General features: G+C 46.7%; 17 protein-coding genes and 1 pseudogene. 10 read left to right on the forward strand and 8 right to left on the reverse strand.

Annotation, left to right across the window (positions count from 1 at the left end):
- Window positions 1–212: 212 nt before the first annotated feature.
- From G517_RS0109680 to G517_RS0109700, 5 genes and pseudogenes are all read right to left on the reverse strand, one after another.
- Entirely contained in the window at window positions 213–731 is a 519-nt protein-coding gene (locus tag G517_RS0109680; protein ID WP_028304245.1) for a hypothetical protein, read from the reverse strand.
- 334 nt (window positions 732–1,065) lie between these two features.
- Window positions 1,066–3,639, reverse strand: a complete 2,574-nt coding sequence (gene clpB / locus G517_RS0109685) for an ATP-dependent chaperone ClpB (RefSeq protein WP_028304246.1) — start codon at window positions 3,637–3,639, stop codon at window positions 1,066–1,068.
- 267 nt (window positions 3,640–3,906) lie between these two features.
- Window positions 3,907–5,263: pseudogene (locus tag G517_RS18565) on the reverse strand (sigma-54-dependent transcriptional regulator).
- Window positions 5,264–5,311: 48 nt separating this feature from the next.
- Window positions 5,312–7,666: an ATP-binding protein gene (locus G517_RS18570; protein WP_084632152.1), complete on the reverse strand. Its 2,355-nt coding sequence runs from the start codon at window positions 7,664–7,666 to the stop codon at window positions 5,312–5,314.
- Window positions 7,667–7,669: 3 nt separating this feature from the next.
- Entirely contained in the window at window positions 7,670–8,389 is a 720-nt protein-coding gene (locus G517_RS0109700; RefSeq protein ID WP_051206276.1) for a GntR family transcriptional regulator, read from the reverse strand.
- A 564-nt stretch (window positions 8,390–8,953) separates the two neighbouring features.
- Between G517_RS0109700 and G517_RS0109705 the strand changes: the two genes are divergently transcribed.
- The 10 genes from G517_RS0109705 to G517_RS0109750 all read left to right on the forward strand — a co-directional run bounded on the left by G517_RS0109705 (window position 8,954) and on the right by G517_RS0109750 (window position 21,770).
- On the forward strand, window positions 8,954–10,027 hold the full coding sequence (locus G517_RS0109705; RefSeq protein ID WP_028304248.1) for a TRAP transporter substrate-binding protein: 1,074 nt from the start codon (window positions 8,954–8,956) through the stop codon (window positions 10,025–10,027).
- Window positions 10,028–10,247: 220 nt separating this feature from the next.
- A complete protein-coding gene (locus tag G517_RS0109710) occupies window positions 10,248–10,778 on the forward strand; it encodes a TRAP transporter small permease subunit (RefSeq protein WP_028304249.1) in 531 nt (176 codons plus the stop codon).
- A gap of 12 nt (window positions 10,779–10,790) precedes the next feature.
- Complete coding sequence (locus G517_RS0109715) at window positions 10,791–12,176, forward strand: TRAP transporter large permease (protein ID WP_028304250.1); 1,386 nt, start codon at window positions 10,791–10,793, stop codon at window positions 12,174–12,176.
- Between the two features lie 141 nt (window positions 12,177–12,317).
- Window positions 12,318–13,109 (forward strand): (Fe-S)-binding protein, encoded by a 792-nt coding sequence (locus G517_RS0109720; protein ID WP_028304251.1) that lies wholly within the window; start codon window positions 12,318–12,320, stop codon window positions 13,107–13,109.
- Complete coding sequence (locus G517_RS18575; RefSeq protein ID WP_036591100.1) at window positions 13,099–14,562, forward strand: LutB/LldF family L-lactate oxidation iron-sulfur protein; 1,464 nt, start codon at window positions 13,099–13,101, stop codon at window positions 14,560–14,562. The genes G517_RS0109720 and G517_RS18575 overlap by 11 nt, the downstream gene beginning before the upstream one ends.
- Entirely contained in the window at window positions 14,559–15,230 is a 672-nt protein-coding gene (locus tag G517_RS0109730) for a LutC/YkgG family protein (RefSeq protein ID WP_028304252.1), read from the forward strand. Before G517_RS18575 ends, G517_RS0109730 begins: the two co-directional genes overlap by 4 nt.
- An 11-nt stretch (window positions 15,231–15,241) precedes the next feature.
- On the forward strand, window positions 15,242–18,160 hold the full coding sequence (locus tag G517_RS0109735; protein ID WP_028304253.1) for an FAD-binding and (Fe-S)-binding domain-containing protein: 2,919 nt from the start codon (window positions 15,242–15,244) through the stop codon (window positions 18,158–18,160).
- 192 nt (window positions 18,161–18,352) lie between these two features.
- Window positions 18,353–20,242 (forward strand): methyl-accepting chemotaxis protein, encoded by a 1,890-nt coding sequence (locus G517_RS0109740; RefSeq protein ID WP_028304254.1) that lies wholly within the window; start codon window positions 18,353–18,355, stop codon window positions 20,240–20,242.
- 42 nt (window positions 20,243–20,284) lie between these two features.
- Window positions 20,285–20,776, forward strand: a complete 492-nt coding sequence (locus G517_RS0109745) for a universal stress protein (RefSeq protein ID WP_028304255.1) — start codon at window positions 20,285–20,287, stop codon at window positions 20,774–20,776.
- A gap of 118 nt (window positions 20,777–20,894) precedes the next feature.
- Window positions 20,895–21,770, forward strand: coding sequence for an AEC family transporter (locus G517_RS0109750; protein WP_028304256.1), 876 nt, complete (start codon window positions 20,895–20,897; stop codon window positions 21,768–21,770).
- Between the two features lie 55 nt (window positions 21,771–21,825).
- On the opposite strand, the gene G517_RS0109755 is transcribed toward G517_RS0109750, so the two are convergent.
- From G517_RS0109755 to G517_RS0109765, 3 genes are read right to left on the reverse strand one after another with little or no spacing between them, the layout of a single operon-like run.
- The gene (locus G517_RS0109755; RefSeq protein ID WP_028304257.1) at window positions 21,826–22,521 is read right to left on the reverse strand and encodes a response regulator transcription factor; all 696 of its coding nucleotides are present in this window, start codon (window positions 22,519–22,521) and stop codon (window positions 21,826–21,828) included.
- Window positions 22,514–22,699, reverse strand: coding sequence for an ATP-binding protein (locus G517_RS0109760; RefSeq protein ID WP_028304258.1), 186 nt, complete (start codon window positions 22,697–22,699; stop codon window positions 22,514–22,516). Before G517_RS0109760 ends, G517_RS0109755 begins: the two co-directional genes overlap by 8 nt.
- Window positions 22,700–22,755: 56 nt before the next feature.
- Window positions 22,756–24,501, reverse strand: coding sequence for a sensor histidine kinase (locus G517_RS0109765; protein ID WP_028304259.1), 1,746 nt, complete (start codon window positions 24,499–24,501; stop codon window positions 22,756–22,758).
- Window positions 24,502–24,923 lie beyond the last annotated feature (422 nt).

Below are 24,923 nucleotides of genomic sequence, written 5' to 3' on the forward strand. Positions count from 1 at the left end.
TGATCCGGCTCTACAGCATAAGAGAAAAAGTCTAAATCATTAGCATTATCCAGGTTACCCTGAATCACCGCATTAGTTTGAAGACTGGTGCTCTGGCCGACTTTATCATTGGCTTCCTGACTGTCAATTTGGGTATAACCCTGCCAACCCAAAACAACCGGGTCTGCCGAGGCTCCTTGTGTCGCTTGTGCTACCAGAACGTAGGCTCCCGGTTACACCTTAGCAAAGGTTTTTTCTACGGCTGCATTAGCCTGAAAAGACGCATCCAGCTGTGTTAAGCCGTTCTCGTCATGCTTGAAGAGGAACAGGTCGTAATTAACCTCTGCTGGAATATTCAGCAGCAGACCTTCAATTTTAGTTTCTGTTTCTACGAGGGTGCTGACACAAGCAAACTGCCCCTGAGCCGAAAACGTTAAAGACAAGCCGCTGCCAAAATCAAGATTGGGGCAACCGGTCTGCTCGGCAACGCTGCTACCTGTTGCAGAAAGTGTCTGTCTTCCGGGTTCAGCCGACAACATACTCCGACGGGTCTTAGGCTCAACAGCCAGAGAGTAGTTTTGCGTCAGGTCATCGTGCTCCCGTCGCTTTTCACCGGGAATATCAACGTAATCCTCGTTATAAATTGAAGGAACCGGTGTGCGGTCAAAAGGTGCATTCTTGATATCCACCGATACAGCAAATGCTGCAGAAGAAACCAGCAGCAGAGCTGCCGGAGCTATGGCTTTAAGCATAAAAATTCCTTTTTAAGCAAAGTGAAGTCGCTACCCGCCCCTCAATTCATTTGAAGGGACAAACAGGTAACAGAATAAATAGAAGTTGCCTTTTTCAGTAAAAGGCCAGATCTGAAAACTGCCAGAAAAGCAGTCAATGGGAGAGTGTCCATATCCATTCCTTGGGTGACTCATATACCTCCTGTATATGATGAAGTGATAATAGAATAAAAGCTCTGTGATTCAATACGTATTAAGTCGTATAGAAATTCTCTGCAACCCATACAAAACCCCCGCTGTTCACGTCTGCAAACAGCGGGGATATTCAGGCTTTAATGTTTAACCGACAGGCCAATTAAACAAACACGAGTTCACCATCTTTTACTTCCACGTGAATTGTTTGTCCAAGGCTGAATTTACCGGCGAGGATCTCCTGCGCCAGTGGGTTTTCGATCCAGCGTTGCAGGGCGCGTTTCAGCGGGCGGGCACCGTAAACCGGGTCGAAGCCAACATCCACCAGTTGTTCCAGTGCGTCTTCCGACAGTTCGATGGTTAGTTCCCGCTCATCCAGACGTTGCTGTAAACGCTGAACCTGAATACGGGCGATGCCTTTAACCGCTTCACGGGCGAGGCTGTGGAATACCACCACTTCATCAATACGGTTGATCAACTCAGGGCGGAAGTGGTTGCCGACAACCTCCATCACTTTGTTTTTCATCTCGTCATACTGATCATCTTTACCACCATAGGCCTGAATTACATCGGAACCCAGGTTGGAAGTCATCACGATAACGGTGTTGCGGAAATCCACGGTACGGCCTTGGCCATCCGTCAGGCGGCCATCTTCCAGCACCTGCAGCAGAATGTTGAACACGTCCGGGTGGGCTTTTTCCACCTCATCCAGCAGGACAACAGAGTACGGCTTGCGACGTACGGTTTCGGTCAGATAACCGCCCTCTTCATAACCGACATAACCCGGAGGTGCGCCGATCAGACGAGCCACGGAATGCTTCTCCATAAACTCGGACATATCGATACGTACCATGGACTCTTCCGTATCAAACAGGAACTTAGCCAATGATTTACACAGCTCGGTTTTACCGACACCGGTAGGGCCTAAGAAGAGGAAGGAACCATTAGGTCGATTCGGATCTGCCAGACCCGCACGGGAGCGACGTACCGCATTGGAAACCGCTTCTACGGCTTCTTCCTGCCCGATCACACGTTCATGCAGGGCGCTTTCCATCTGCAACAGTTTTTCCCGCTCAGACTCCAGCATTTTGCTGACCGGAATACCGGTCCATTTAGAGACGACTTCTGCAATCTCTTCTTCGGTTACGCGGTTACGCAGTAGCTTGTGCTCTACTTGATCAACCTGAGAAGCCATCTCCATACTGCGCTCTAGATCAGGAATAATGCCATATTGAATCTCTGACATTTTGGCTAGATCACCCACACGGCGCGCGGTCTCCATATCCAGCCGAGCCTGTTCTAGCTGCTCTTTCAATTGCTGTGCACCTTGAACGGCAGATTTTTCGCTGCGCCAGATCTCATCCAGATCCGCATATTCGCGCTCTAAATCTTGAATCATGCTATCAAGATGAGCCAGACGCTTACGGGAAGCATCATCGTCTTCTTTCTTTAGCGCCTCGCGTTCAATCTTCAACTGGATCAGACGACGATCCATTCGATCCATCTCTTCAGGCTTGGAGTCCATCTCCATACGGATACGGGAACCCGCTTCATCAATCAGGTCAATAGCTTTGTCTGGTAGCTGGCGATCGGTGATATAACGCTGGGACAATTTAGCCGCTGCAATTAATGCGCTGTCGGTAATATCCACACCGTGGTGCAGTTCATAACGCTCTTTCAAGCCGCGCAGAATAGCAATGGTGTCTTCTTCTGTTGGCTCATCAACTTGTACTTTCTGGAAGCGACGTTCCAGTGCTGCATCTTTTTCGATGTATTGGCGGTACTCGTCAAGTGTGGTTGCGCCCACGCAATGCAGTTCACCACGGGCCAGAGCAGGCTTAAGCATATTGCCGGCATCCATTGCACCTTCGCCTTTACCGGCTCCAACCATGGTATGCAGCTCATCAATAAAGAGAATCACCTGACCTTCCTGCTTGGCCAGCTCATTGAGTACTGCTTTTAAGCGTTCTTCAAACTCACCCCGGTATTTAGCACCGGCGATCAGCGAGCCCATATCCAGCGACAACACTTTTTTGTTTTTTAGGCCTTCCGGTACTTCGCCATTGATAATACGTTGAGCCAAACCTTCTACAATGGCGGTTTTACCCACACCTGGTTCGCCGATCAAGACAGGGTTGTTTTTAGTACGACGCTGCAGTACCTGAATGGTGCGGCGAATCTCATCATCACGACCAATCACGGGGTCTAACTTGCCATCTAATGCTCGCTGAGTTAGATCCACGGTAAAGCGGTCTAATGACTGACGTAGCTCTTCTGTGTTTGGATCATCCACGCTCTGTCCTCCTCGCACTTGATCAATTGATTTTGTCAGCGATTCTTTGCTTAAACCGCAGCCACGAACCAACTTACCGGTGTCACCCTTATCTTGGGCGGCGGCCAGTAATACCAACTCACTGGAGATGTAAGAATCTTTACGCTGTTGAGATTCTTTGTCCGCCATATTCAAGATGCCACCCAGTTCAGGGGACATCATAATTTGGCCGTCGTTATTACTGATCACAGGCAGCGATTCAAACTGTTCACGCAGTTCATTACGTAGCTTGTTAAAATCACCACCGGCTTGACTGATCAAAGGGCGGATCGAACCATCACGCTGTTCCAGCATAGCTAAAATCAGGTGAACCGGTTGTAGCAGGTTATGGTCATGGCCTACAGCCATAGACTGAGCATCAGCCAGCGCCTGCTGGAGTTTTCCGGTTAAACGGTCAACACGCATAATCTATATTCCTCAGTAGACCTGTGTAACCCCGGGGAATATCTCTGGGCTTTTAAGCCGAAGTGTAAGGATCGGGGTTTCCGACAGGTGGGTTATTGCTTATACCAGCAAAGATAGGGGCAAAACGGCGAAGTTCAAGGTCTCATAGGGCTTAAGACTTATTTTAGATTGATATATATCAGTAATTAAGCATGTTAATAAATACCATCTTAAGTCTTCCTAGTTAGGCATCACCAAATAAAGATCACCCCATTAAGTACGACCTAATTAAGTAAAATCATCTCGCTTTAAGCCGTACTTTTTGAGTTTGTCGTACAGGGTTTTACGGGGTAAACCGAGGGCTTCCATGGTTAATTTAATGGAGCCCTTCTGCCGCTCTAACTCCTGTTCTATCAAGCTACGCTCAAACATCTCAACCTGTTGTGGCAAGGTGAGCGGCGTGGTGGACTCTGCACCAAACATAAGCCGCTCTAAATTATAGTCACAGGTTTCACCGAGTAGCACATAGCGTTCTGCCAGGTTACGTAGCTCTCGCACATTACCGGGCCAGTTATGGCTCATCAGCACAGAGAGATGCGCACCATCTAAGGGTGGGGCTTCACGCCCCACACGGTTTGATGCGACAAGAACAAAGTGCTGAAATAGCAGAGGAATATCTTCCATTCGCTCCCGTAGGGGGGGGGATTTCCAGCGTAACAACGTTTAAGCGATAATAGAGATCTTCACGGAAGTTACCGGCTTCTGCGGCCTGTTTTAGATCAACTTTCGTTGCGGCAATAACACGAATATCTAAAGGAATCAGTTCGTTGCTACCCAGGCGCTCAATACAACGTTCCTGTAAAACCCTTAGCAATTTCACCTGTAATGAGAGTGGCATACTCTCAATTTCATCAAGAAATAAAGTCCCGCCGTTTGCATGTTCAAACTTGCCGATGCGGCGTTTTTGTGCCCCAGTGAAGGCTCCAGATTCATGGCCAAATAGCTCTGATTCTATAATGGATTCAGGGACAGCCCCGCAGTTAATAGCAACAAAATTCTTACCTTGACGAGAGCTGTGTTCATGTAAAAAACGAGCAATCTGATCTTTACCCGCTCCTGTTTCGCCAAACAGTAAGACATCCGCTTGTAGGGTCGCAATTTGGCTGACCATACGCAGCAGTTGCTGCATGTTGCGGGTTTTACCGATGATTCTTGGGCCTGGGATACTATTTACTTCTAGGTCTTGGCGCAGCTGGCGGTTCTCAAGGGTAAGGCGGCGTTTCTCTTGAGCTCGTTTGACAACATCGAGCAGCAATTCATTTGAGAAAGGTTTCTCTAAGAAGTCGTAGGCCCCTTCACGAATAGCATTAACCGCCATAGAAATATCACCGTGGCCGGAGATAAGAATAACAGGGATATCGCGGTCAATTTTAAGAGCTTCCCGCATAAACGCTAAGCCATCCATGCCAGGCATACGTATATCGGAGATAACCACACCATCCCAGTCTGGAAATAACTGATGAAGTGCATGTTCGGCATTATCGAAGCTTTTGGGGTTATGGCCCGCTAAAGATAGAGTTTGTGCCACTGTGATTCGTAGATGTTTCTCGTCATCAACCACAAAAACGTCGGTGGCTTCACTCATGGGTCTCTCACTTAGTCAGGTAGAAGTAAGGTTATAGCCGATGAACGGCTACCGATACGAGACAGATTCCATCTTTGAAGTCACCAGTAAAGGAGAAGTAATCAATGAAGAATCAACTAATGACGAATCGTCAGTTTCTGGCGCTATCGGCAAAATAACTCGGAACGTTGCACCGCCGCCATCTCGATTAAAAGCGCTAATACTACCACCAAAATCACTGATGATCCGATAGGAGATTGAAAGCCCTAGCCCTAAACCTTTCCCGCCTTCCCGAGTACTAAAGAACGGGTTAAAGATTTGCCCAATATGATCATCGGCAATGCCGGGGCCGGTATCCGATACGTCAATCCAGACATGATGACAGTCCTGCTGCAAAGTAATAGTGATACTTGGATCAGGCAAACCCGAAATAGCCAATAGTGCATTGCTGATCAGATTAACAAGTACCTGTTCGAGCCGAACCGCATCGGCACGGACAAAAGGATCGCTATCAGAGAGACGAACCACCAAGGTGACCTGTTCTTTGTTAATTTGAGGGCGAAATAAGCGCAGGGCATATTCGATAGTGGCTCGGGCTGAGACTATAGCCAGTTGGCCTTCACTTTTGCGGGCAAACATTTTCAACTGAGCACTAATGGTGGCCATGCGCTCTGTCAGATCAACGATCTGTTCAAGGTTTTCTTGCGCCATTTCAGAATGATCACGCTCAATAAAGGTAATGCCGTTTTCAGCATAGGCGCGAATAGCCGCTAAAGGCTGATTAAGCTCATGGTTAATACTGGCGCTCATCTGTCCTAGTACCGCCAATTTAGCCGCTTGAATTAGCTCATCTTGAGTCTTTTGTAGCGTTTCTGCGGTATTTCTGTGCTGATCAATCTCTTCTTTCAAGCGCTTATTGGTTTCTGTTAAATCCTGAGTACGCTCAACAACACGGTTTTCCATCTCATCATAGGCGGACTGCAAGGCTTCTTCGTGCTGTTTACGCTCGGTGATGTCATGCAGCGTAATCATATAATCCGAACCTTGGTCACGGCTCATCATGCTAACGATAATTTCGATAGGAACATGCTGGTAATCTTTTCGCAGACCTCGGGTTTCCAGTGGCAAGCCGCTGGCCTCTTTCAGTGCTTTTTGGCACTCCGTCCTGAACTGCGACTGAATTAAGTCACAAAAACTGTGGCCGTGAAGCTCATGCAGTTGATAACCAAATAAGATCTCTGCAGAAGGGTTGATATAGTCCACCCTTCCCGTGCGATCCATCGTGACGATACCCGCCTTGGTATTATCTAGAATGGCTCGAATGCGGGCTTCATTAGCTTCTAAAGATGTCTTGGTTTCTAAATCATGGCGCACACGTTCCCGTTGGATTCGTTGGCGCTGTAAGCTATAGAGCGTCAGCAGAACCAAAACCATATAAATACCGGCGGCTAAAATACTGTTCTTGATAATTTCAATACGTACACCGGTGGTATTTTTCAAAATGTGCAGCTGCCAACCGGCATTAGGCATGGGCCGACTCACTTGCAAATAGCTGTTAACCCGCAGCGGATTTTCCGAGGTATCAGATGCAATTTTCACATGCTTAGCCGTATGCCACTGCTGAACCACTTTGTAGGCTAAAGGGATAATATCCTTGTCGTCATAACGTCGAGATTGACGAATAACAGACCGCTGCTCTTTTGATAGGGGAGTGACGCTATGCAGTAACCATTGCTGTTGGCTGCTAATAAAGATAACTCCGTCGGGGTCTGTGACTAAGAACTCCGTAGAAGTGTCTTTCCAAAGACTCTCTAGGTTTTCTACCACAATTTTTACCACAAGAACCCCAATAGGGGTTTGTCCGCTAAAAACAGGATACGAAAAATAATACCCCCGTTCACCAGAGGTTGTACCTAGGCCGTAAAACCGACCTAACTGACCTTGAATAGCATCTTTAAAATAGGGGCGATAGTTAAAATTCTGACCAATGAAACTGCGTGGACTTTGCCAGTTACTGGCAGCTAACGTTGTACCGGTTCGATCCAGTAAATAAATATCTGAGACGTCAGTAATTTGCTTAAAATTCTTTAACGTCGCATTAATTTTCTGGATTTTATCGGTATCAGGTTCCCGCAATACATCAGCAAAGTTCTGCTTATTGACTAGAATTTCAGGCAAAAACTCATATTTATCTAGCTTACCCCTAAGGCTGGCAATATTTAGGATTAACTCATTATTCGCATGGGTTTCTAGCTGACTTAATTCGTAATGCTCTGTCCAAGTGGCAACCTGCCAAATCAGAAAAATAAACAACAGCAACATCCCTAAGCTACTGAGCAGGCTGTTGCCATTAGACTCTTTGGAATCAAGGGTACTAAGTGAGGCGTTAAGTGAAGTGTTAACAGAGGTATTAAGTGGCGTCATGATTTAAATTAACTGAGTCTGGGCGCGTCTTAGGGAACGCTGAACGCGAGTTTCTTGGCGGCTCATTTCCAACAAGCTGTCCTCAACAAACACCAGATGTTCATGGGCCATAGAGCGGGCTTTTTCGGGATTGCCTTCCATAACCGCCTCGTAGAGCGCCTTATGTTGAGCCAGCAATAATGGGCGAGATTCTTTGCGCTCAAAAAGGTTTTTCAGGTTGGCGACAATACTTTTCTCTAGCATGTTAAACAGGCCACGAAGGGTGTGTAAAAGCACCACATTATGAGCCGCTTCGGCAATGGCCATATGAAACTCCGCATCAACCTTAGCTTCTAGCACAGGGTCATTTTTTTCATACACGCCCATTAAATTATTGTAGTGCTTGGTAAGGGTCTCTTTATCCGCATCAGTGCTACGAAGAGCCGCGTAATAAGCTGATATGCCTTCCAGAGCATCACGAAACTCCAACTGATCATAAAGAAACTCATTATGGGAGCTAAGAAGATCATGCAGAGGATCGGTAAACGAAGTACCTAATTGCTCCGACACATAAGTACCGCCACCATGACGGCTGTACAACAGACCTCGGGCGATTAACTTTTGTAATGCTTCTCGTAGAGAGGGCCGGGAAACTTCAAACTGGGTTGCCAATTCACGTTCTGGCGGTAACTTTTGCCCAGGCTTGAAGGTGCCTTCAAGGATCATCCCTTCTAGCTGCTGCATAATAATGTCAGATATTCTAGGCTGTTTAACCCGTCGATAATTACTGCTTTCCACTGTGTTTAACCTACTTAATTAACATTTAACCTATCCAACCAACATTCAACCTGCCTAATTAAAAAAAATCTTAACTAATTGCCTCTGCAGTTGAATGCCAAACTCATGAATACAAAATTGGTATTACCAATACTAAGACGAATAAGAAAACCTGTCAAACAAGCGAATGGTCTTATATCCAATAAAGCAGCTATTAACACCGGGGACAAAACAGAGCATACCACTGCATAAAACCTATTTATCCAGCGAATACATACCGAAAAATGCTTCATTTCAGATGGATTTTAGGCATCTTTTTATTAATCGTGCACCAATAAGGTGTTTTAGCCGATACTTAGGTCGTAGTTTGGTGCAAACATATTTGACAAGTAGGTAGCAAGGTTACTATCTTTGCTAACTGAGTCTTGTAAATTGGTTTGACCAATTTACTCGGTATAGGATTTATCGAGTGGTAAAAGCCACCCGATGACAGATAAAAATAAAACAAATCCATGCGCACGGGAACTTACAATGAAAAAAATGATGAAAGCCTCTTTAATGGCCGCTTCAGTATCAGTCGCTATGACCGGTATCACTTTAGACGCTCAGGCAGCGGACAAAAAAATTCTTCTTAAAGTACCCGTCGCATTTGCGACGAGTCTACCCGGTTTGGGTTCGCCAATTCCTAAAGTGGCAGAACAAGTTCAGCTAGTATCAAACAACACGATCCGCATGAAAGTATACGAGCCAGGTAAACTGGTAGCCCCTTTTGAGATTCTAGATGCGGTATCTCGCGGTAAGATCAATGCAGGTTATACCACGGCAGGTTATTGGGCCGGTAAAATCCCAGCATCGCCTCTGTTCTCTGCCGTGCCATTTGGCCCAGATGCCGGTGAATATATGGCATGGATCTACTACGGTAACGGCCTAAAACTGTATCAAGAGATGTATGATCAGGCGGGTTACAACATCCATGTACTGCCCTGCGCGATCAATCCACCAGAAACCTCTGGTTGGTTCTCCAAGCCGATTGAAAAGCCTGAAGACCTTGAAGGCCTGCGTATGCGCTTCTTCGGCCTAGGCGCTAAAGTCATGGAAAAAATGGGCGTGTCTACCTCTCTACTGCCTGGCTCTGAGATCTTCCCAGCCTTAGAAAAAGGCGCTATCGATGCGACAGAATTCTCGATGCCTGCGGTGGATACCCGTGTTGGATTCCATAAAATCGCTAAATATAACTACTTCCCTGGCTGGCACCAGCAATCCACTATCTTTGAGCTACTCGTAAACAAAGATACGTGGAACAGCATGTCCAAGTCTCAGCAAGCGGTAATGGATCAAGTATGTAAAGCGTCAATGACAGATTCCTTTGCTGAAGGTGAAGCAAAACAGTTCTCCGTTATGAAAGAAAATGTTGAGAAAAACGGTGTAAAAATCATGAAGTGGAACGACACCATGCTGACCGCATTCAGCACGGCTTGGGATGATGTTGCCCAAGAAGAAGCCGCTAACGATGTGTTCTTTAAGAAAGTATGGGATGACCTAAATGGCTTCCGTGAAGATTATAAACTTTGGGGCCAAAACGGTTACCTACCCCGTCAGAAATGATGGCGTAGCCTTTAATCGGGCAAACTGATCGGCCAAAAGACGTTAGGGCCCCACAAGCCCTAACGCCTTATTAACCCAATAAGGGGAAGTGTTTTGCGGCTTGCCCTGTGATTGAATTGAAGACGCCTTAACTTGTCAGTAGCCAACTGACAAAAAGGTTCAACAAGTCTGGCCTTTTGTGCCTTTTTAATCCCCCAAAGATGTTTTCAGGAGCGTGGCTGTGTCTCACACAACGTCCTCTCCCAAGGTAAACGTGCCATTAGCCGATTTTTTGGACAAGATTGTTCTGTCGGTAGGTAAGGTTTTCGCTTGGTCTTATGTCCTGCTTATGGCGGTCATTATTTTGCAGGTTGTCCTGCGTTATGGCTTTAACCATGGCATGGTTGTTTTGGAAGAGCTGCAATGGCACCTCTATGCTGTCGGTGTGATGTTTGGTATTTCTTATGCTCAAGTCACCAATTCTCATATCCGTGTCGATCTCTTTCACATGCGGCTCAGTCGTCGGGCGCAACACCTGTGGGAAATTTTTGGCATTCTGTTTCTAATGTTCCCTTTTATCTATGTGGTGTTCGATGCCAGCCTGCCATTTTTATATGACTCTTGGCGTATCAATGAAAGTTCTGCGTCACCAACGGGCCTGTCATATCGTTGGATTATTAAGTCGGCTATTCCGCTGAGTTTTGGTTTGCTGTTCCTCGCGGGGCTATCGCGTTTGATACGTGATGTCGTCGGCTTGGTTAAAGGTCAATAAGGGGTTCATCTGATGGAAGTTAATGAAATTCTTGTCATCGCGATGTTCCTAAGTTTCATCGTGTTGTTGTTTACCGGCTTTCCGGTGGCATTTGTTTTAGGGGGTGTAGGCGTAGCCTTCGCGTTTATCGGTTATCTATCTGATATTTATCTGGATACCTTTACCGGCCTAGATATGCTCACCCTCAGCTTGGTGGTCAACCGAATATATAAGATTATGGATAACTGGGTCATGGTGGCCCTGCCCATGTTTATCTTTATGGGTATCATGCTGGATCGCTCTGGTGTGGCGGAAAAACTGATGAATTCGATTCAACAGTTATTTGGCCGTGTGCGCGGAGGCTTAGCAATTACCGTTACCTTGATCGGTATTATTCTGGCAGCCTCTACCGGTATTGTTGGTGCTTCTGTCGTGCTACTGGGCCTGATGTCACTACCTGCTATGTTGGAGCAAAAATACTCTAAGCCGTTGGCGTTAGGCACGATCGCTTCTGCTGGTACGCTAGGGATCTTGATTCCACCGTCAATTATGCTGGTGATCATGGCAGATCAACTGGCCTTATCGGTCGGCGATCTGTTTATGGGCGCGGTGATTCCCGGCTTAATGCTGGGCTTTATGTATGTGGTATTTATTTTAGCGATGGGGGTGTTTAAACCGTCCTCTGCACCACTGCCTACAGATGCCAAGCCGGTTGAGATGAAGATGATTCTGGCGGTGTTCAAAAGCATCCTGCCACCGGTAGCGCTTATTGTGGCGGTTCTGGGTTCTATTTTTGCCGGTATTGCGACAGCAACAGAGGCATCAGGCGTTGGCGCGTTCGGTGCAACCTTGCTGGCGCTGTACAACAAGAAACTCAACTTCACGGTCTTTAAAGAAGTTACCCAGGGGACTTACAACACCACCGCTTATATCTTTGCGGTCTTCTTAGGCGCAACCTGCTTTGCCCTTGTATTACGAGAGTTAGGCGGTGATGAACTCATTGAACACTGGCTAACTAGCCTGCCATTTGGCACCTACGGCATTATTGCCTGCGTACTGGCGATTATCTTCCTGCTGGGTTTCTTCCTTGATTGGATTGAAATCACCTTGATCGCACTGCCGTTATTGGCTCCTGTTATCTCGGCATTGGGCTTAGATATTGACGGCTACGGCGTGGTAGATAATCCAGAACTGGTTTGGTTTGTGATGTTGGTAGCGATGGCCTTGCAGACATCCTTCCTGACACCGCCCGTAGGCTTCTCTATATTCTATCTGAAAGGGGTTTGCCCGCCGGATGTAAAACTGTCTGATATCTATAAAGGTGTTGTGCCTTTCATCATGATTCAGCTGTTAGCACTGGCGATTATTGTGGCTTGGCCGGAACTGGTACTTTGGCTACCGGCTATGGCTTACGGCTAACACTCGCTGTGTTTTATCCCTGCACCCGCTCGGGTGCAGGTCATTCGTTTGAACCTGATTTGATAAGAATATTCGAAAAAATAAAAGCTTCGACATAAAAAGCGCTGATTCACAGTGCAGAATAATACGAGAGTATTAGCGATGAGCAGTATTAAATTATATCCCCCCAAACCTAAGCAGGTTTACTTTTTTGGCACCTGTCTGGTAGATCTTTTCTATCCCGATGCGGGCATGGCCGGTATTCAACTACTGGAACATGAAGGCATTGAAGTGATCTTTCCGCAGGATCAAACCTGCTGTGGCCAACCGGCCTATACCTCTGGTTATCAGGATCAGGCCCGTGAAGTGGCGGCGGCTCAGTTGAAGCTCTTTCCAGAAAATCACCTGATCGTACTACCGTCTGGCTCCTGCGCGGGCATGATGCGTGAGCATTACCCTGAGCTGTTTACTGGACAGCCGGAAGAAACCCGCGCGAAAGATATCGCTTCCCGCGTTTATGAGTTAACCGAGTTTTTGCTGCACGTTTGCCATATTCAGATCGAAGACAAAGGGGAGCCCATCAAGGTCGCCATGCATACCTCCTGCAGTGCTCGCCGTGAGATGGGCCTGGGAGAAGTGGGGCCTGCATTATTGAGAAAAATGGACAATGTTGAGCTGGTTGAACAGGCTCGGATCAAAGAGTGCTGCGGTTTTGGCGGTGCCTTCTCGGTGCGACACCCTGAAATTTCAGGGGCGATGGTCACCGATAAAGTTGAAGCGATTGATGCCACCGGCGCAGACACCATGATCACCAGTGACTGCGGCTGCATGATGAATATTACCGGTGCAGCGGAGCACATCAAGAGCCAAGAGATCAAAAGCCAAGGGAAAGGAGGCTCATTCAACGGCGAGCATATTGCCAGCTTCCTATGGAGACGCTGCCATGAGTCATAATCAAAGCGTAAAAGAATTCCACCCACGGGTGCACAACGCCATTGCTAACCCACAGATCCGAGCCAACTTTCGCAAGGCAATGGATGGCCTAATGGATAAGCGCCAGCAAGCGTTTCCATCGGATGACGAACTAGAGCGTACCCGTGAATTGGCCGCAGCAATCCGCCTTCGGGCGCTGGCAAAACTGCCCGAATTGCTGGAAAAGCTGGAAGCGAATCTAACCGCTCAAGGCATCAAGGTACACTGGGCAGAAGATGGCGATGAAGCCTGTAAGATTATTCTCGATATCTGCCAGCAGAAAAAAGCCAAGAGCGTTATCAAGGGCAAATCCATGGTCAGCGAAGAGATGGAGCTGAACCATTATCTTGAAAAACACGGCATTGAAGCGCTGGAATCCGATCTGGGTGAATATATCGTCCAACTGGCGGAAGAAACACCATCCCATATCATCATGCCGGCCATCCATAAAAATACCGATCAGATTTCGGATCTGATGCACGAAAAAACCGGCACGAAAAAGTCCCGAGATGTGGAGTACCTTACCGCAGAAGCCCGTCAACAGTTAAGAGAGCGCTTTGAAAAAGCTGATATAGGGGTTTCTGGTGTTAACTTTGCCGTGGCTGAAACCGGCACCCTATGCCTCGTAGAAAACGAAGGTAATGGTCGTCTAACCACTACGGTTCCACCGGTACATATCGCCGTGACCGGTATCGAAAAGGTGGTGGAAAACCTAGAAGACGTTGCTCCCTTATTGTCGATTCTGACGCGCTCGGCCACCGGCCAGCACATTACGACCTATTTCAATATGATCTCCAGCCCGCGCAAAGAAGGCGAACTTGATGGCCCAGAAGAGGTGCATCTGGTGCTGGTGGATAGTGGACGCTCTAACATCTATCAGGATGATGAACTGCTCGACACCCTGCGCTGTATTCGCTGTGGTGCTTGTATGAATCATTGTCCGGTATACACACGCATTGGCGGCCACGCTTACGGCCACACCTATCCGGGGCCGATTGGTTCTATTCTGATGCCACACCTAGTGGGTATGGATGACGCCAAAGACCTACCTAGCGCCTCCTCATTATGCGGTGCCTGCGGTGAAGTTTGCCCAGTAAAAATTCCGATACCTAAACTGCTGGTGCGCCTACGGGAAGAATCTGTAGCTGGCAATAGCGATCATGCCAATTCGGTGGTTAAAGGCCGAGGCGTAAAACGAAACCGCGTAGAGTCTTTGGTCTGGAAAGGCTGGGCCAAGATGCATAAGCACGGTGGCCTGTATCGCACGGGAACAGGGCTTGCTACGGTTTTTCGCGGTTTAGTGCCCAGTAACTTGGGCGCTTGGACCAACTGTCGAACAGCACCTAAACTAGCCGCAAGCACGCTACACCAACAAGTAAAAGCCCGTCAACAGGAAAAAGCAGCCCAAGATAAAAACCAAGGAGAGCCGTCATGAGCGCCCGTGATGCCATTTTAAATCGTCTGCGCCACCGTCGTGACGGTGCCTTAACCGCTCCTGTAAGCGATTTCTCCGTGGTAACGGAAAAGCAGTGGAGCCCTGCGGAAAAGCGGGATCTTTTTCAACAGAAAATCGAATCCGTACATGGTGAAGTACATCGTGTGCGGCATGATAACTGGCTGGAAAAACTAAAACACTTGTTAGCTGAAAAACAGGTAAAGAACCTTCTGACACCCCAAAAAGCTCAAGTCGGTTTAGATGTCCGTGCAGAACTGTCGGAAAGCGATATAGCGCTACTGGCCTATGATCAGCCCATTGAAGGCTGGAAGGCGGAGCTGTTTTCCCATGTGGATGCGGCTATTACCGATGTACGGAGCGCTATCGCTGAAACCGGTACCTTAGTGCTCTGGCCGGATGCCGATCAGCCGCGACTGATGAGTTTGGTTCCACCCATCCACTTTGCCATTCTGGATGCCGACCAGCTGAAAAACACCTTCCATGAAGTGATTACCTCTGAACGCTGGGGGGCAACTGAAAAGGGTGGCGAGGGAATGCCAACCAATGCACTGCTAATCTCCGGTCCTTCAAAAACCGCAGATATTGAACAAACACTGGCTTATGGCGTACACGGCCCTAAAGAACTCATTGTGCTGATTCGAGAATAAGGCAACCCAATATGAAACACGCATACCATGAGCTTGCTAACGAGCTTCGTCAATTTATATCCCAAGACCGTCTGATCCATGACGAGCTGCGAACGCTTGCCTATGGTACCGATGCTAGTTTTTATCGGCTAATCCCTCAGTTAGTCGTGCGAGTTGATAACGAAGAAGAGGTTATCAAAGTACTTAAAGCGACGGCTGCCCGTAAGCTTCCGGTGACCTTCCGTGCAGCAGGTACCAGTCTTTCTGGTCAAGCAATAACCGATTCTGTGCTTATTCAGCTCAGTAGCCATTGGCGCGGTTATCGTATTCATGATCATGGTGCATGTATTTCTCTACAACCGGGAATAATTGGCGGTAAAGCGAATCAGTTATTAGCGCCTTTCCAACGTAAAATTGGCCCTGATCCCGCATCCATTAATGCCGCCATGATTGGTGGTATTGCCGCTAATAACGCTAGTGGCATGTGCTGCGGCACAGCCCAAAACAGCTATAACACCGTGGAAAATATGCGGGTGATCTTGGCAGATGGCTCCCTGCTAGACACCTCTGATGAGGCCAGTCGTAAGGCATTTTCCGAGAGTCACGCTGAGCTACTGTCTGAGCTAAAAGCACTGGGGGATAAAACCCGTGACAATCAGCAATTGGCGGATCTCATTCGTCATAAATACCGCCTAAAAAATACTACAGGTTACAGTTTGAACGCTCTGGTGGATTACACTGATCCGTTTGAGATTCTAAAGCATCTGATGATCGGCTCCGAAGGCACCTTAGGCTTTATTAGCGAAGTCACCTATCGCACCGTCATTGAACATCCGCTAAAAGCGGCCGCCTTGATTTTCTTCCCAGATATGGCCGCCACCTGCCGCGCCGTTATCGCCATGAAGCCGTCCCCCGTAGCCGCAGTAGAGCTGATTGATCGTGCCGGCCTTCATGCAGTGGAAGACAAACCCGGTATGCCTGATATTCTGAAAACGCTGGGGAAGGATGTTGCCGCGCTGTTAGTCGATGTTCGCGCCAGTGATCGTACCGAGCTGGATCAAAAGCTAGCAGACGTTGCTGCCGCCATTGAAGGTATCGAAACCGTCACGCCTATTGAATTCACCGAAGATGCAAGTACCTACGCTCTGTATTGGAAGATACGTAAAGGCTTATTTCCTGCCGTCGGCGCTGTTCGTCTAACCGGCACAACAGTCATTATTGAAGATGTTGCCTTTCCCGTCGAACAACTGGCAGAAGGCGTACTGGAGCTACAGCAAGTATTCCGTAAATACGGTTACGACGAAGCCCTATTGTTTGGTCACGCCTTAGAGGGAAACCTACATTTTGTGTTCACTCAGGGTTTTGACGGCCCCAAAGAGGTCGCACGCTACCAACAATTGATGGATGAAGTTGCCAATTTAGTCGCTGTAAAATACAAGGGGTCACTTAAAGCAGAGCATGGCACCGGCCGTAATATGGCCCCCTATGTGGAGCTTGAATGGGGCAAAGATGGCTACGAGCTGATGTGGCAGTTGAAAGCGCTGTTTGATCCTGCGCATCTATTGAATCCTGATGTTATTCTAACCCGCAACCCTAACTTGCACCTTGAGAACCTAAAACCGCTGCCTCCAGCAAGCCCCTTGATCGATAAATGTATCGAATGTGGTTTCTGTGAATCCTCCTGCCCATCCCGCAATTTAAGCCTAACACCGCGCCAGCGTATTGTGATCTGGCGGGAGATCAATCGCCTTGAGGCAGAGTCTGAAAAACCGAACAGAAAGAACACAGAAGATGCGGCTCGATTGAAAGAGATGGTCAGCGAATACGACTACCAAGGTATTGATACCTGTGCCGGTTGCGGCCTGTGTGAAATGAATTGCCCTGTGGATATTAATACCGGTGATTTAACCCGCAGCCTGCGCTATGAGCGGAATAAAGGCTATTCGGGAACGGCAAAATGGATTGGCAATCATTTCGAAACAGTTGCCAACACCTCCCGTGCCATGCTAAAGATTGCAGATGGAATGCATGCTTTGGTCGGCAGTAAAGCAATGACGACCTTCACCTCCACAGCACGTAAAGTGTCTGGGAACCGTGTGCAGCAGTGGACACCTTCCATGCCTAAGGCTGCGCCTAAGATAGACTCTCTTCTTAAGCGTCAGTCTCTGAGTCAGTTACATCGTCTGCAGGGGGATGCTGTCACTGACGTTAATAGCGGAAACAATCGAGCAGAAGACCGAGTGGTCTATCTGCCAAGTTGTGCTACGCGAATTATGGGCGCTGCGCGTCATCAGGGTGAGGATAGATCAACGCCGGAAGTTGCTTTGAGCTTGCTGAATAAAGCAGGTTTTCAGATTATCTTCCCAGATCAGATAGGTGATCAATGCTGCGGCATGCCATTTCAGAGCAAGGGGCAGTTCGCCGCTGCTGATGCGAAAGCAGAGCAGTTAAACCAGGCGTTACTGGCCGCAACTGAAGACGGGCGTTATCCGGTGTTTTGTGACACCAGTCCCTGCCTGATGCAAATGCGTGAAAAACTGGATAGTCGTCTGCGATTATATGAACAGGTCGAATTTATTTATGACTTTGTTCTACCTCGTCTGACAATACCCCATAAAACCGATCGCATTGCGCTGCATGTTACTTGCAGCACCACCAAAATGGGACTGGCTGACAAGTTTGTGGCTTTGGCGCAAGCTTGTGCAGAGAACGTTGTCATACCACCGGATATTACCTGTTGTGGTTTTGCTGGGGATAAAGGCTTCTCCCAACCTGAATTAAATGCATCTGCGCTAAAAGATCTGCCAGAAGCCGTTAAAGGTTGTGATGAAGGCTTTTCTAACAGCAGAACCTGTGAAATCGGTTTAAGTGAGAACAGTGGTATTCCTTATCAATCTATTATCTATTTAGTGGATCGATTGAGTGAATATCGACCGGATGCTCACAGATAACGCTCTGACAGATAAAACTCTGAAATGGAGATCTACGGACAGATCAAGGCTCGGCTTTTGGTAACACCTAGTGCGCTATAAAAATAAGTGCTAATAAAATGACCCGAATAAAACAGCGTCAATAAAGTGATACCAAAAGCCAAAATAAAAACAAAGAATATCGCCTCATACGAGGTTTAAGGAGCCCTGACAATGAGTCTGAATCTCTCATTACGTCAAAAACTTATCACTGTTGTACTGGTTGTTGTTATGGGAATTAGTGCTATCGGCATCTATTCCATTGTTAGTTTGAACCTACTGGCGGGAGCCTCTGAGCACGTTATAAGCTTAGGGCGCGTCGCGCAGACAGTCACTAACCTTGAAGTTCAATTACTGCAATTTGCGAAACTACGAGAAACAGCCAACGAAGACACCATCACTCAAATCGATAGCAAGCTTGTCGATTTAAGAAACAACGGTGTTAATCAGCTTAATACCGCCGCCCGAGATGTCCATGATCAGCGTGCAAAAACGCTATTAACGGAGACAACAAGAACCATAGCGCCTTATCTTGAGTCTCTAGACCAGTGGGTACAGCTACGTAAGGCTTATGGCTTAAATGGCCACAGCGGAGCCTTAGGCACACTGGATAAAGATGCTGTCGCCCTACTGGGTGAGATTGAAGTATTTGGCTCTTTTGCCGCGCGATTACGTGAAGTTCGTGCTAAAGAGAAGGACTTTTTGATCTACCCAACAAAAGAGCAACGCTCTATTGTTCAAGCGTCTCTGGACCAACTGCGAACCGATATAAGAGCGATGGCCTTTGACGATATCTTTTTTCCCTTTGTGGATAAGTATGAGGCCTCGCTGCACAGCGTTATGACTCAAAGAAGCAAACTTGCCGCATTGGATAAAGATCTCTCCATTTTCCGCCAAAAAATCTCAGATCAAATGCAACAAAGTACCGATTACTTGCAAAATAATCTGCTTGTTCACGCACAACAACATGTCGAAGAAGCAACAGATACTGCTCGCTGGTCAATTACCTTAGGGAGCGCCCTTTTAGCCCTGGCCATTGGTGCTATCGTGTCCTCTGTTGCACTGTCTATCTCTCGTAATATTAAGCAGATTCTTGACGTACTCAGTAATATTGCCAAAGGGGATTTAACCCACAAGCTGGTGGAAAAAGGTAACGCACAGGATGAGTTTCGTCATCTGGCCGCAGCCTCTAACACAATGGGTAGTAGCTTAAACGATGTGATTCGACACTTGGTTCAGAGTAACCATGAGTTAAAAAACACAGCAGATAGCATGGACTCTTCTGTACAGCAGATTGTCGATGGCAGCTCATCTATCTCCTCACGAAGCAACTCTCTGGTGGCCGCGACAGAAGAGATTAGCGCCACCATAGATCAAGTGGCATATACCACTCAGCATGTGAGCGATGCCGCTAATGCCGCCTTTGAAACTGCCCATGAAGGTTCCCAGGTCATCAGCCAAGCGATTCAATCCCTTGCGGATGTCGCTGAGGTTGTGGATCAAGCCAGTAGCTCGGTAGAGGCCCTAGGGGCACGTTCTAAAGAGATTGATATGGTGATCGATCTTATTGTGGGTGTTGCCGAACAAACTAACTTGCTCGCACTAAATGCTGCCATTGAAGCCGCTCGGGCCGGTGAACACGGCCGTGGTTTTGCCGTTGTTGCCGACGAGGTTAGAACACTTGCAGAGCAAACTGTAAAAGCGACAAGTGAGATCACAGGTAAAGTCGAAGCGATTCAACAGGAAACCCAAGGGGTGATCAGCGCGATGAAGCAAAGTCGAAGTCGCGTGGAACAGGGCCGAGCCTTAGGTGACCAAGCGATTGAAGCGGTGCATGCTATCGAGCAACAAACCCGCGAAGCCTCCAATCAAACCCAAGAGATTATGAATGCGGTTAGAGAGGTGGCAGAGACAACCCGTCAAATGGCTCAGGACATGGATCATATCGCCCATGAGATAGACCAGAACCATGAAGCGACGGCACAGATCGTATCAGCCAGCCAAGCGGTTCACGACCGCGCAGCCCAGCTTGAAGCGTTAAGTGCAAGGTTTCGTATCCTTTAAGCCCTAAACAGGGCTTATGCAGACCTATAGAAAAGGTGATATATGCTTCCAGAAATCAGCACCATTGTTTATGCCACAACCCTTGGCAAAAATACCCGCCCCGTATTCCGTCATGCGGTGAAACTGGCTCGAACCTACAACGCCCGTATTATTATGGTACATGCGTTAGAGCCGGTGAGTGAATTTGGCCATGCCATTATTGAGCATTACCTGCCCAAAGAAGCACTGGAAGAGATCCATGATGAAGGTATGACTCGGGTTCGTGACACCATGGAAGCTCGGGTTGCTAAGTTTCGTGATGAAGAGCTTGAGAACCTTCCAGATGGAGATCAATTAAATATTGATATTCTGGTAGAAGAATCCAACCCTTCTGAGCTGGTTTTAAAAGTGGCTAAAGCTGAACAAGCGGATCTGATTGTGATCGGCTCGCACAGCCATCACGGCATATTTGGACAAAAACTTCTGGGAGACACCGCTCAACAGATCGGAATGCACTCTAAGATTCCGGTACTTCTCGTACCAAATGATCAATAACCAAATGATCAATAACTAGCGCTGCTCGCTTATTCGCTGGAATTTAATCTATTTTCAGGGACTTTTTTAGTCCCTTTTTTTGTGCAGGCTATTAAGCCTAGGTTCAAGGAGAGGTTCTGTGCTCATTGAGAAGTTACTGCTAACGGTTTTTCCACTGTTCTTAGTGGTTGCCATTGGCGCATTTTATGGTCGTTGGAAACATACCGATATCTCTGCCGCCAACCGGATGAATATGGATGTTTTTGTACCGGCGCTGGTGTTCTCAGTACTGGCAGATAAGTCTTTTGATATGGTCGCCTACCACGATTTAGCACTGGCGTCTGCATTAGTCGTGCTGGGGTCGGGTATCATTCTTCTGCCCCTAATAAAACTTTTAGGCTGGAATCTGAAAACCTTTATCCCGCCGATGATGTTTAATAATACCGGCAATATGGGCATTCCGCTGATCGTACTGGCCTTTGGTGAATCCGCCCTACCGGCGGCAGTCATGGTCTTTATTGTTGAGATGCTGCTGCACTTTAGTATCGGGCTTTATATTCTTGATCACAAAACCAAGCTCAGCGCGATGTTGAAAATGCCCGTGGTACAGGCCACTATTCTGGGCTTTGCCTTCAGTATTATGGGCTGGTCATTACCAGAATCCATTGCCATCCCGATGGATATGCTAGGACAGATCTCCATTCCATTGATGCTATTTACCCTAGGTGTACGCCTGCTATCTGTAGATCTTTCCGATTGGAAAATGGGATTAACAGGGGCAATCTTATGCCCGCTATCAGGGCTACTAATGGCTTGGGCCGCTACCTTTATCTGGACATTTGATAGCCAGCAATTAGCGGTACTCTTTATCTTCAGCGTACTACCACCCGCCGTTCTCAACTATATGATCGCCGAACAATTTAATCAGGAACCGGCCCGCGTCGCCTCTATCGTACTGCTGGGTAACTTCGCCAGTGTTATCACCTTGCCACTGGTACTAGCGTGGGTGTTGTAAAGCACTAGTTGTAAAGCACTAGATAGTGCATGCACTACAGGTAGGCTTAAAGCGGTTACTGACGAATTCGGTAGCCGTGCTTTTGCATCGTATGAATAATATCTTTATTACCAATTTTACGTCGTATGCGATGAATTAATACCGCTATAGTCTCTGGCGATGAGTCAAACTGGCCATCATCAATGGCGTCCATAAGCATCATTTTGCTGACGTAGGCTCCCTGGGCACGCAAGAGGGTCAGGAGAACTTTGTACTCAGACTGCGTCAAGTAAACTTCACCACCGCTCTCTGACTGTAGACTGCAGGTCTTCTCTGAAAGGAGCCAGCTCCCCAGCTTCCATCCATTTTTATTTGTGGCTTGGTTTAAACCTTCCTGTTTATTATTCATCCGCCGTAGAAAGTTCCGAGTGCGAATCAGAAGCTCCTGCGTATCAAAAGGCTTAACGATGTAATCATCAGCGCCCATTTCCAAAGCTGCTAAGCGCGTTTCTCGGTCAGCACGGCCAGAAACAACAAACAAAGGTACATCGCTTTTTAGCCTAATTTTTCTCAGAAGAACCAAGCCATCTTCATCCACCAGATTCAGATCCAGTAGAATCAAATGGTAGTCTCGTTCCTTCCAGATAGAAAAAAACGCATCAACACCCTCTGCTTCATCAACATCAAAGCCCTGCAGCCTAAAAATTTCAACAAGAAGGCTACGTAGTGTCATGTCATCTTCCACGATGATAATGCGGAACTTTTCAGTCATTTAATGAAACCTTCTTCTTACCCGTTGGCAAGGTGACAATAAAGCTAGCGCCTTGTTCTATGCACATATAATCCAGAGTCCCCCCCAGCCGTTTGACTGCAAGTCCAGCCATATAAAGCCCTCCGGTTTTACTTTTACCGTATGGCCGTTTTAGCTCGTCAGAAAGTTCAGGGTTCAACTGCGCTCCTGTTATACCAATGATGATGTAAATACGATCGATGGAGACTTGAGACTCTAAAGATATTTTTTTACTTGGGGCGTTTGCAGTACAACCGTATCAATCAAATTCTGCAGTACCATTTTGAGTATATCCGCATCAATATCCAAAGAGACTGTTTCCATCGCTTGAAATTGAAGATCTCTGTCGTTGTACATTCTGCGCAAATTCTCTGCGAGCTGAAGCAGCCAAGTATTAAGGTCGATATTAACGCTACTGGGCTGCCACTTCTCATCCGCAAGACGTTGATCCCAAAGACTGGTATCAACCAAAGCCGTTAGCCGCTGCTTAGCGCCTCTAATTCTTTCAAGCCATTGCAAGCGAGTGGTGTACTCCGTTCTATCCGACATACTCAATAACGTAATGGCCCCATCGATAACCGACAGAGGGCTACGAAATTCATTAGAGACCATTCGTAAAAAATCTTGCTGGGTTTCACGAATCCGGCTCTCTTGCCGAAGGCTTTTCTGTAACTCTGCTTGCAGCAAAAGATTTCTATCATTTGTTTCTTTAAGTTTTTTATTACTCAGAAGCAGCTCTTCTGTTCTTTTCTTTATGCGGTACTCCAGTGTTTTTTCTGATTCTTTTAGCGAGAAAAATATTTGTAAATGAACCATAAACTGCACAGAGAACAAATGAATTAATGTGCCAATGTAAATAGCATTATCAGACCAAAAATTATGCGATATCAATCCTTGAGACCTAATAACATGCAAAATAAGACCTACTGCCAAAATCCCATAGATAAAGAAACAATAACCACCTAACTTATATTTTTTCTGCTGGATACGGTACAGTGAAAAAACAACTGAAAAAATGATTAAAATGACAATATAGATATGAGAAAAATAATTCCCAAAAACCTTATACTCTGTCAATGAGAGCAGTAAGCATAACCCAGAAACAATGCCTGTTATATAAATATAATCTCGGGTTAATCTAGGATGATCCTGATTCATCTGTGTTAGCTGAACAAACAAAAGTCCGAAAAATATCATACTGGAAAAAATAGAGGCATTGGCTACAAAATCAGAGAAATATGGCCAAGAAGGCGCTGTCAGCCAACCCAGATACCCAGAACTGGCTAACTGGAAGCTAAACTGAGAAAAAACATAAAGCGTATAATATTTATACAACTTACTCTTTAATGGTAATGAATATATAAGACCAGAAAAGGTAATAGTTGCCAATAATATGAGATAGGCAGACATGTAGAAATTATCTTTTTGTGTCTGTAGTAAAAATGCTTCTTTTTTCCAAAGATGTATATCTGCGGATAAGGGGTCAGCGCTTGATATTCTCAACAAAAAAACCCGCTCCTCCCCTGGCTCCAGCGTAATAGGCAGTATGAGTTGGGGTAGGTTGATCGGGCGCTGATCAGTTGGAATAAGGTCACCGGTCCTGATTGTCTGTAGCTTGCTCTTGGCATCAATCCAATACAGTTGAATATCATCCGTAAAAGCAGGAGCAATATCGAGCATACATAGGCAAGCTTCACTTAGATGAGATCTTATTGTAAAACGAACCCACTGCGGCTGATTCTTAAACCCCCACACAGGTACATTTAAAGAATGGCTGAAAAGACTATCATCTTCAAATAGCTGGGGAATACTGACATCGGTGTTATCTTGAGCAACATCAAGATATCCTTTTAATGCCCAGTGACTTTTTTCAGAATAGAGATCAAGTACCGGTGCTTCAGAGGCATTAGCCGTTACAGCCAAAAATAGGAAATAAAACCCGACACAAAGCCATCTAAACATTAAATACTTTGAGATACTACTCTTTAATTTTATCATTTTTTTCGTTGCAAAATAAATCATCAATAGTAGAGAACGTTGGTTTTTTATCTATAAAAACCATAAAAAATACAGTGTGTTATTAAGTATGCGGCATCATTCCTCACTAGAAAGCTATTGATTACGCAGCGTAAATTATTAATAGCACTATTCATCTGCAACATAACTTAATTTCGCATCGCAGATCGGTTAAAGCGCAATACAATAAGAAGACTGTGAGTTCATAAGTGTATCCTTTGCCCAATTTTATTGGCGCACAGGATACTCTTTATCACCCCCCATCCGCTTAACAGGCTATTGATGAGTTATTAATGAGTTATTTCAAGAAGAATAAGCCCTATAAACAGATACTGGTTTTTGTGCCAGTGCTATTGTCAGGCTGCCAG

Origin of the sequence: Oceanospirillum maris DSM 6286 (assembly GCF_000422865.1) — a bacterium.
In the GTDB taxonomy this organism is placed as follows: domain Bacteria; phylum Pseudomonadota; class Gammaproteobacteria; order Pseudomonadales; family Halomonadaceae; genus Oceanospirillum; species Oceanospirillum maris.

What these genes read in the sequence shown, in the direction of transcription:
- G517_RS0109715 (WP_028304250.1), top strand. Translation starts at nt 10,791, where the DNA reads ATGGAAGTTAATGAAATTCTTGTCATCGCGATGTTCCTAAGTTTCATC.
- G517_RS0109700 (WP_051206276.1), bottom strand. Translation starts at nt 8,389, where the DNA reads ATGCAGCAGCTAGAAGGGATGATCCTTGAAGGCACCTTCAAGCCTGGG.
- G517_RS0109755 (WP_028304257.1), bottom strand. Translation starts at nt 22,521, where the DNA reads ATGACTGAAAAGTTCCGCATTATCATCGTGGAAGATGACATGACACTA.
- clpB (WP_028304246.1), bottom strand. Translation starts at nt 3,639, where the DNA reads ATGCGTGTTGACCGTTTAACCGGAAAACTCCAGCAGGCGCTGGCTGAT.
- G517_RS0109680 (WP_028304245.1), bottom strand. Translation starts at nt 731, where the DNA reads ATGCTTAAAGCCATAGCTCCGGCAGCTCTGCTGCTGGTTTCTTCTGCA.
- G517_RS18575 (WP_036591100.1), top strand. Translation starts at nt 13,099, where the DNA reads ATGAGTCATAATCAAAGCGTAAAAGAATTCCACCCACGGGTGCACAAC.
- G517_RS0109740 (WP_028304254.1), top strand. Translation starts at nt 18,353, where the DNA reads ATGAGTCTGAATCTCTCATTACGTCAAAAACTTATCACTGTTGTACTG.
- G517_RS0109705 (WP_028304248.1), top strand. Translation starts at nt 8,954, where the DNA reads ATGAAAAAAATGATGAAAGCCTCTTTAATGGCCGCTTCAGTATCAGTC.
- G517_RS0109765 (WP_028304259.1), bottom strand. Translation starts at nt 24,501, where the DNA reads ATGTTTAGATGGCTTTGTGTCGGGTTTTATTTCCTATTTTTGGCTGTA.
- G517_RS0109720 (WP_028304251.1), top strand. Translation starts at nt 12,318, where the DNA reads ATGAGCAGTATTAAATTATATCCCCCCAAACCTAAGCAGGTTTACTTT.
- G517_RS0109745 (WP_028304255.1), top strand. Translation starts at nt 20,285, where the DNA reads ATGCTTCCAGAAATCAGCACCATTGTTTATGCCACAACCCTTGGCAAA.
- G517_RS18570 (WP_084632152.1), bottom strand. Translation starts at nt 7,666, where the DNA reads ATGACGCCACTTAATACCTCTGTTAACACTTCACTTAACGCCTCACTT.
- G517_RS0109730 (WP_028304252.1), top strand. Translation starts at nt 14,559, where the DNA reads ATGAGCGCCCGTGATGCCATTTTAAATCGTCTGCGCCACCGTCGTGAC.
- G517_RS0109735 (WP_028304253.1), top strand. Translation starts at nt 15,242, where the DNA reads ATGAAACACGCATACCATGAGCTTGCTAACGAGCTTCGTCAATTTATA.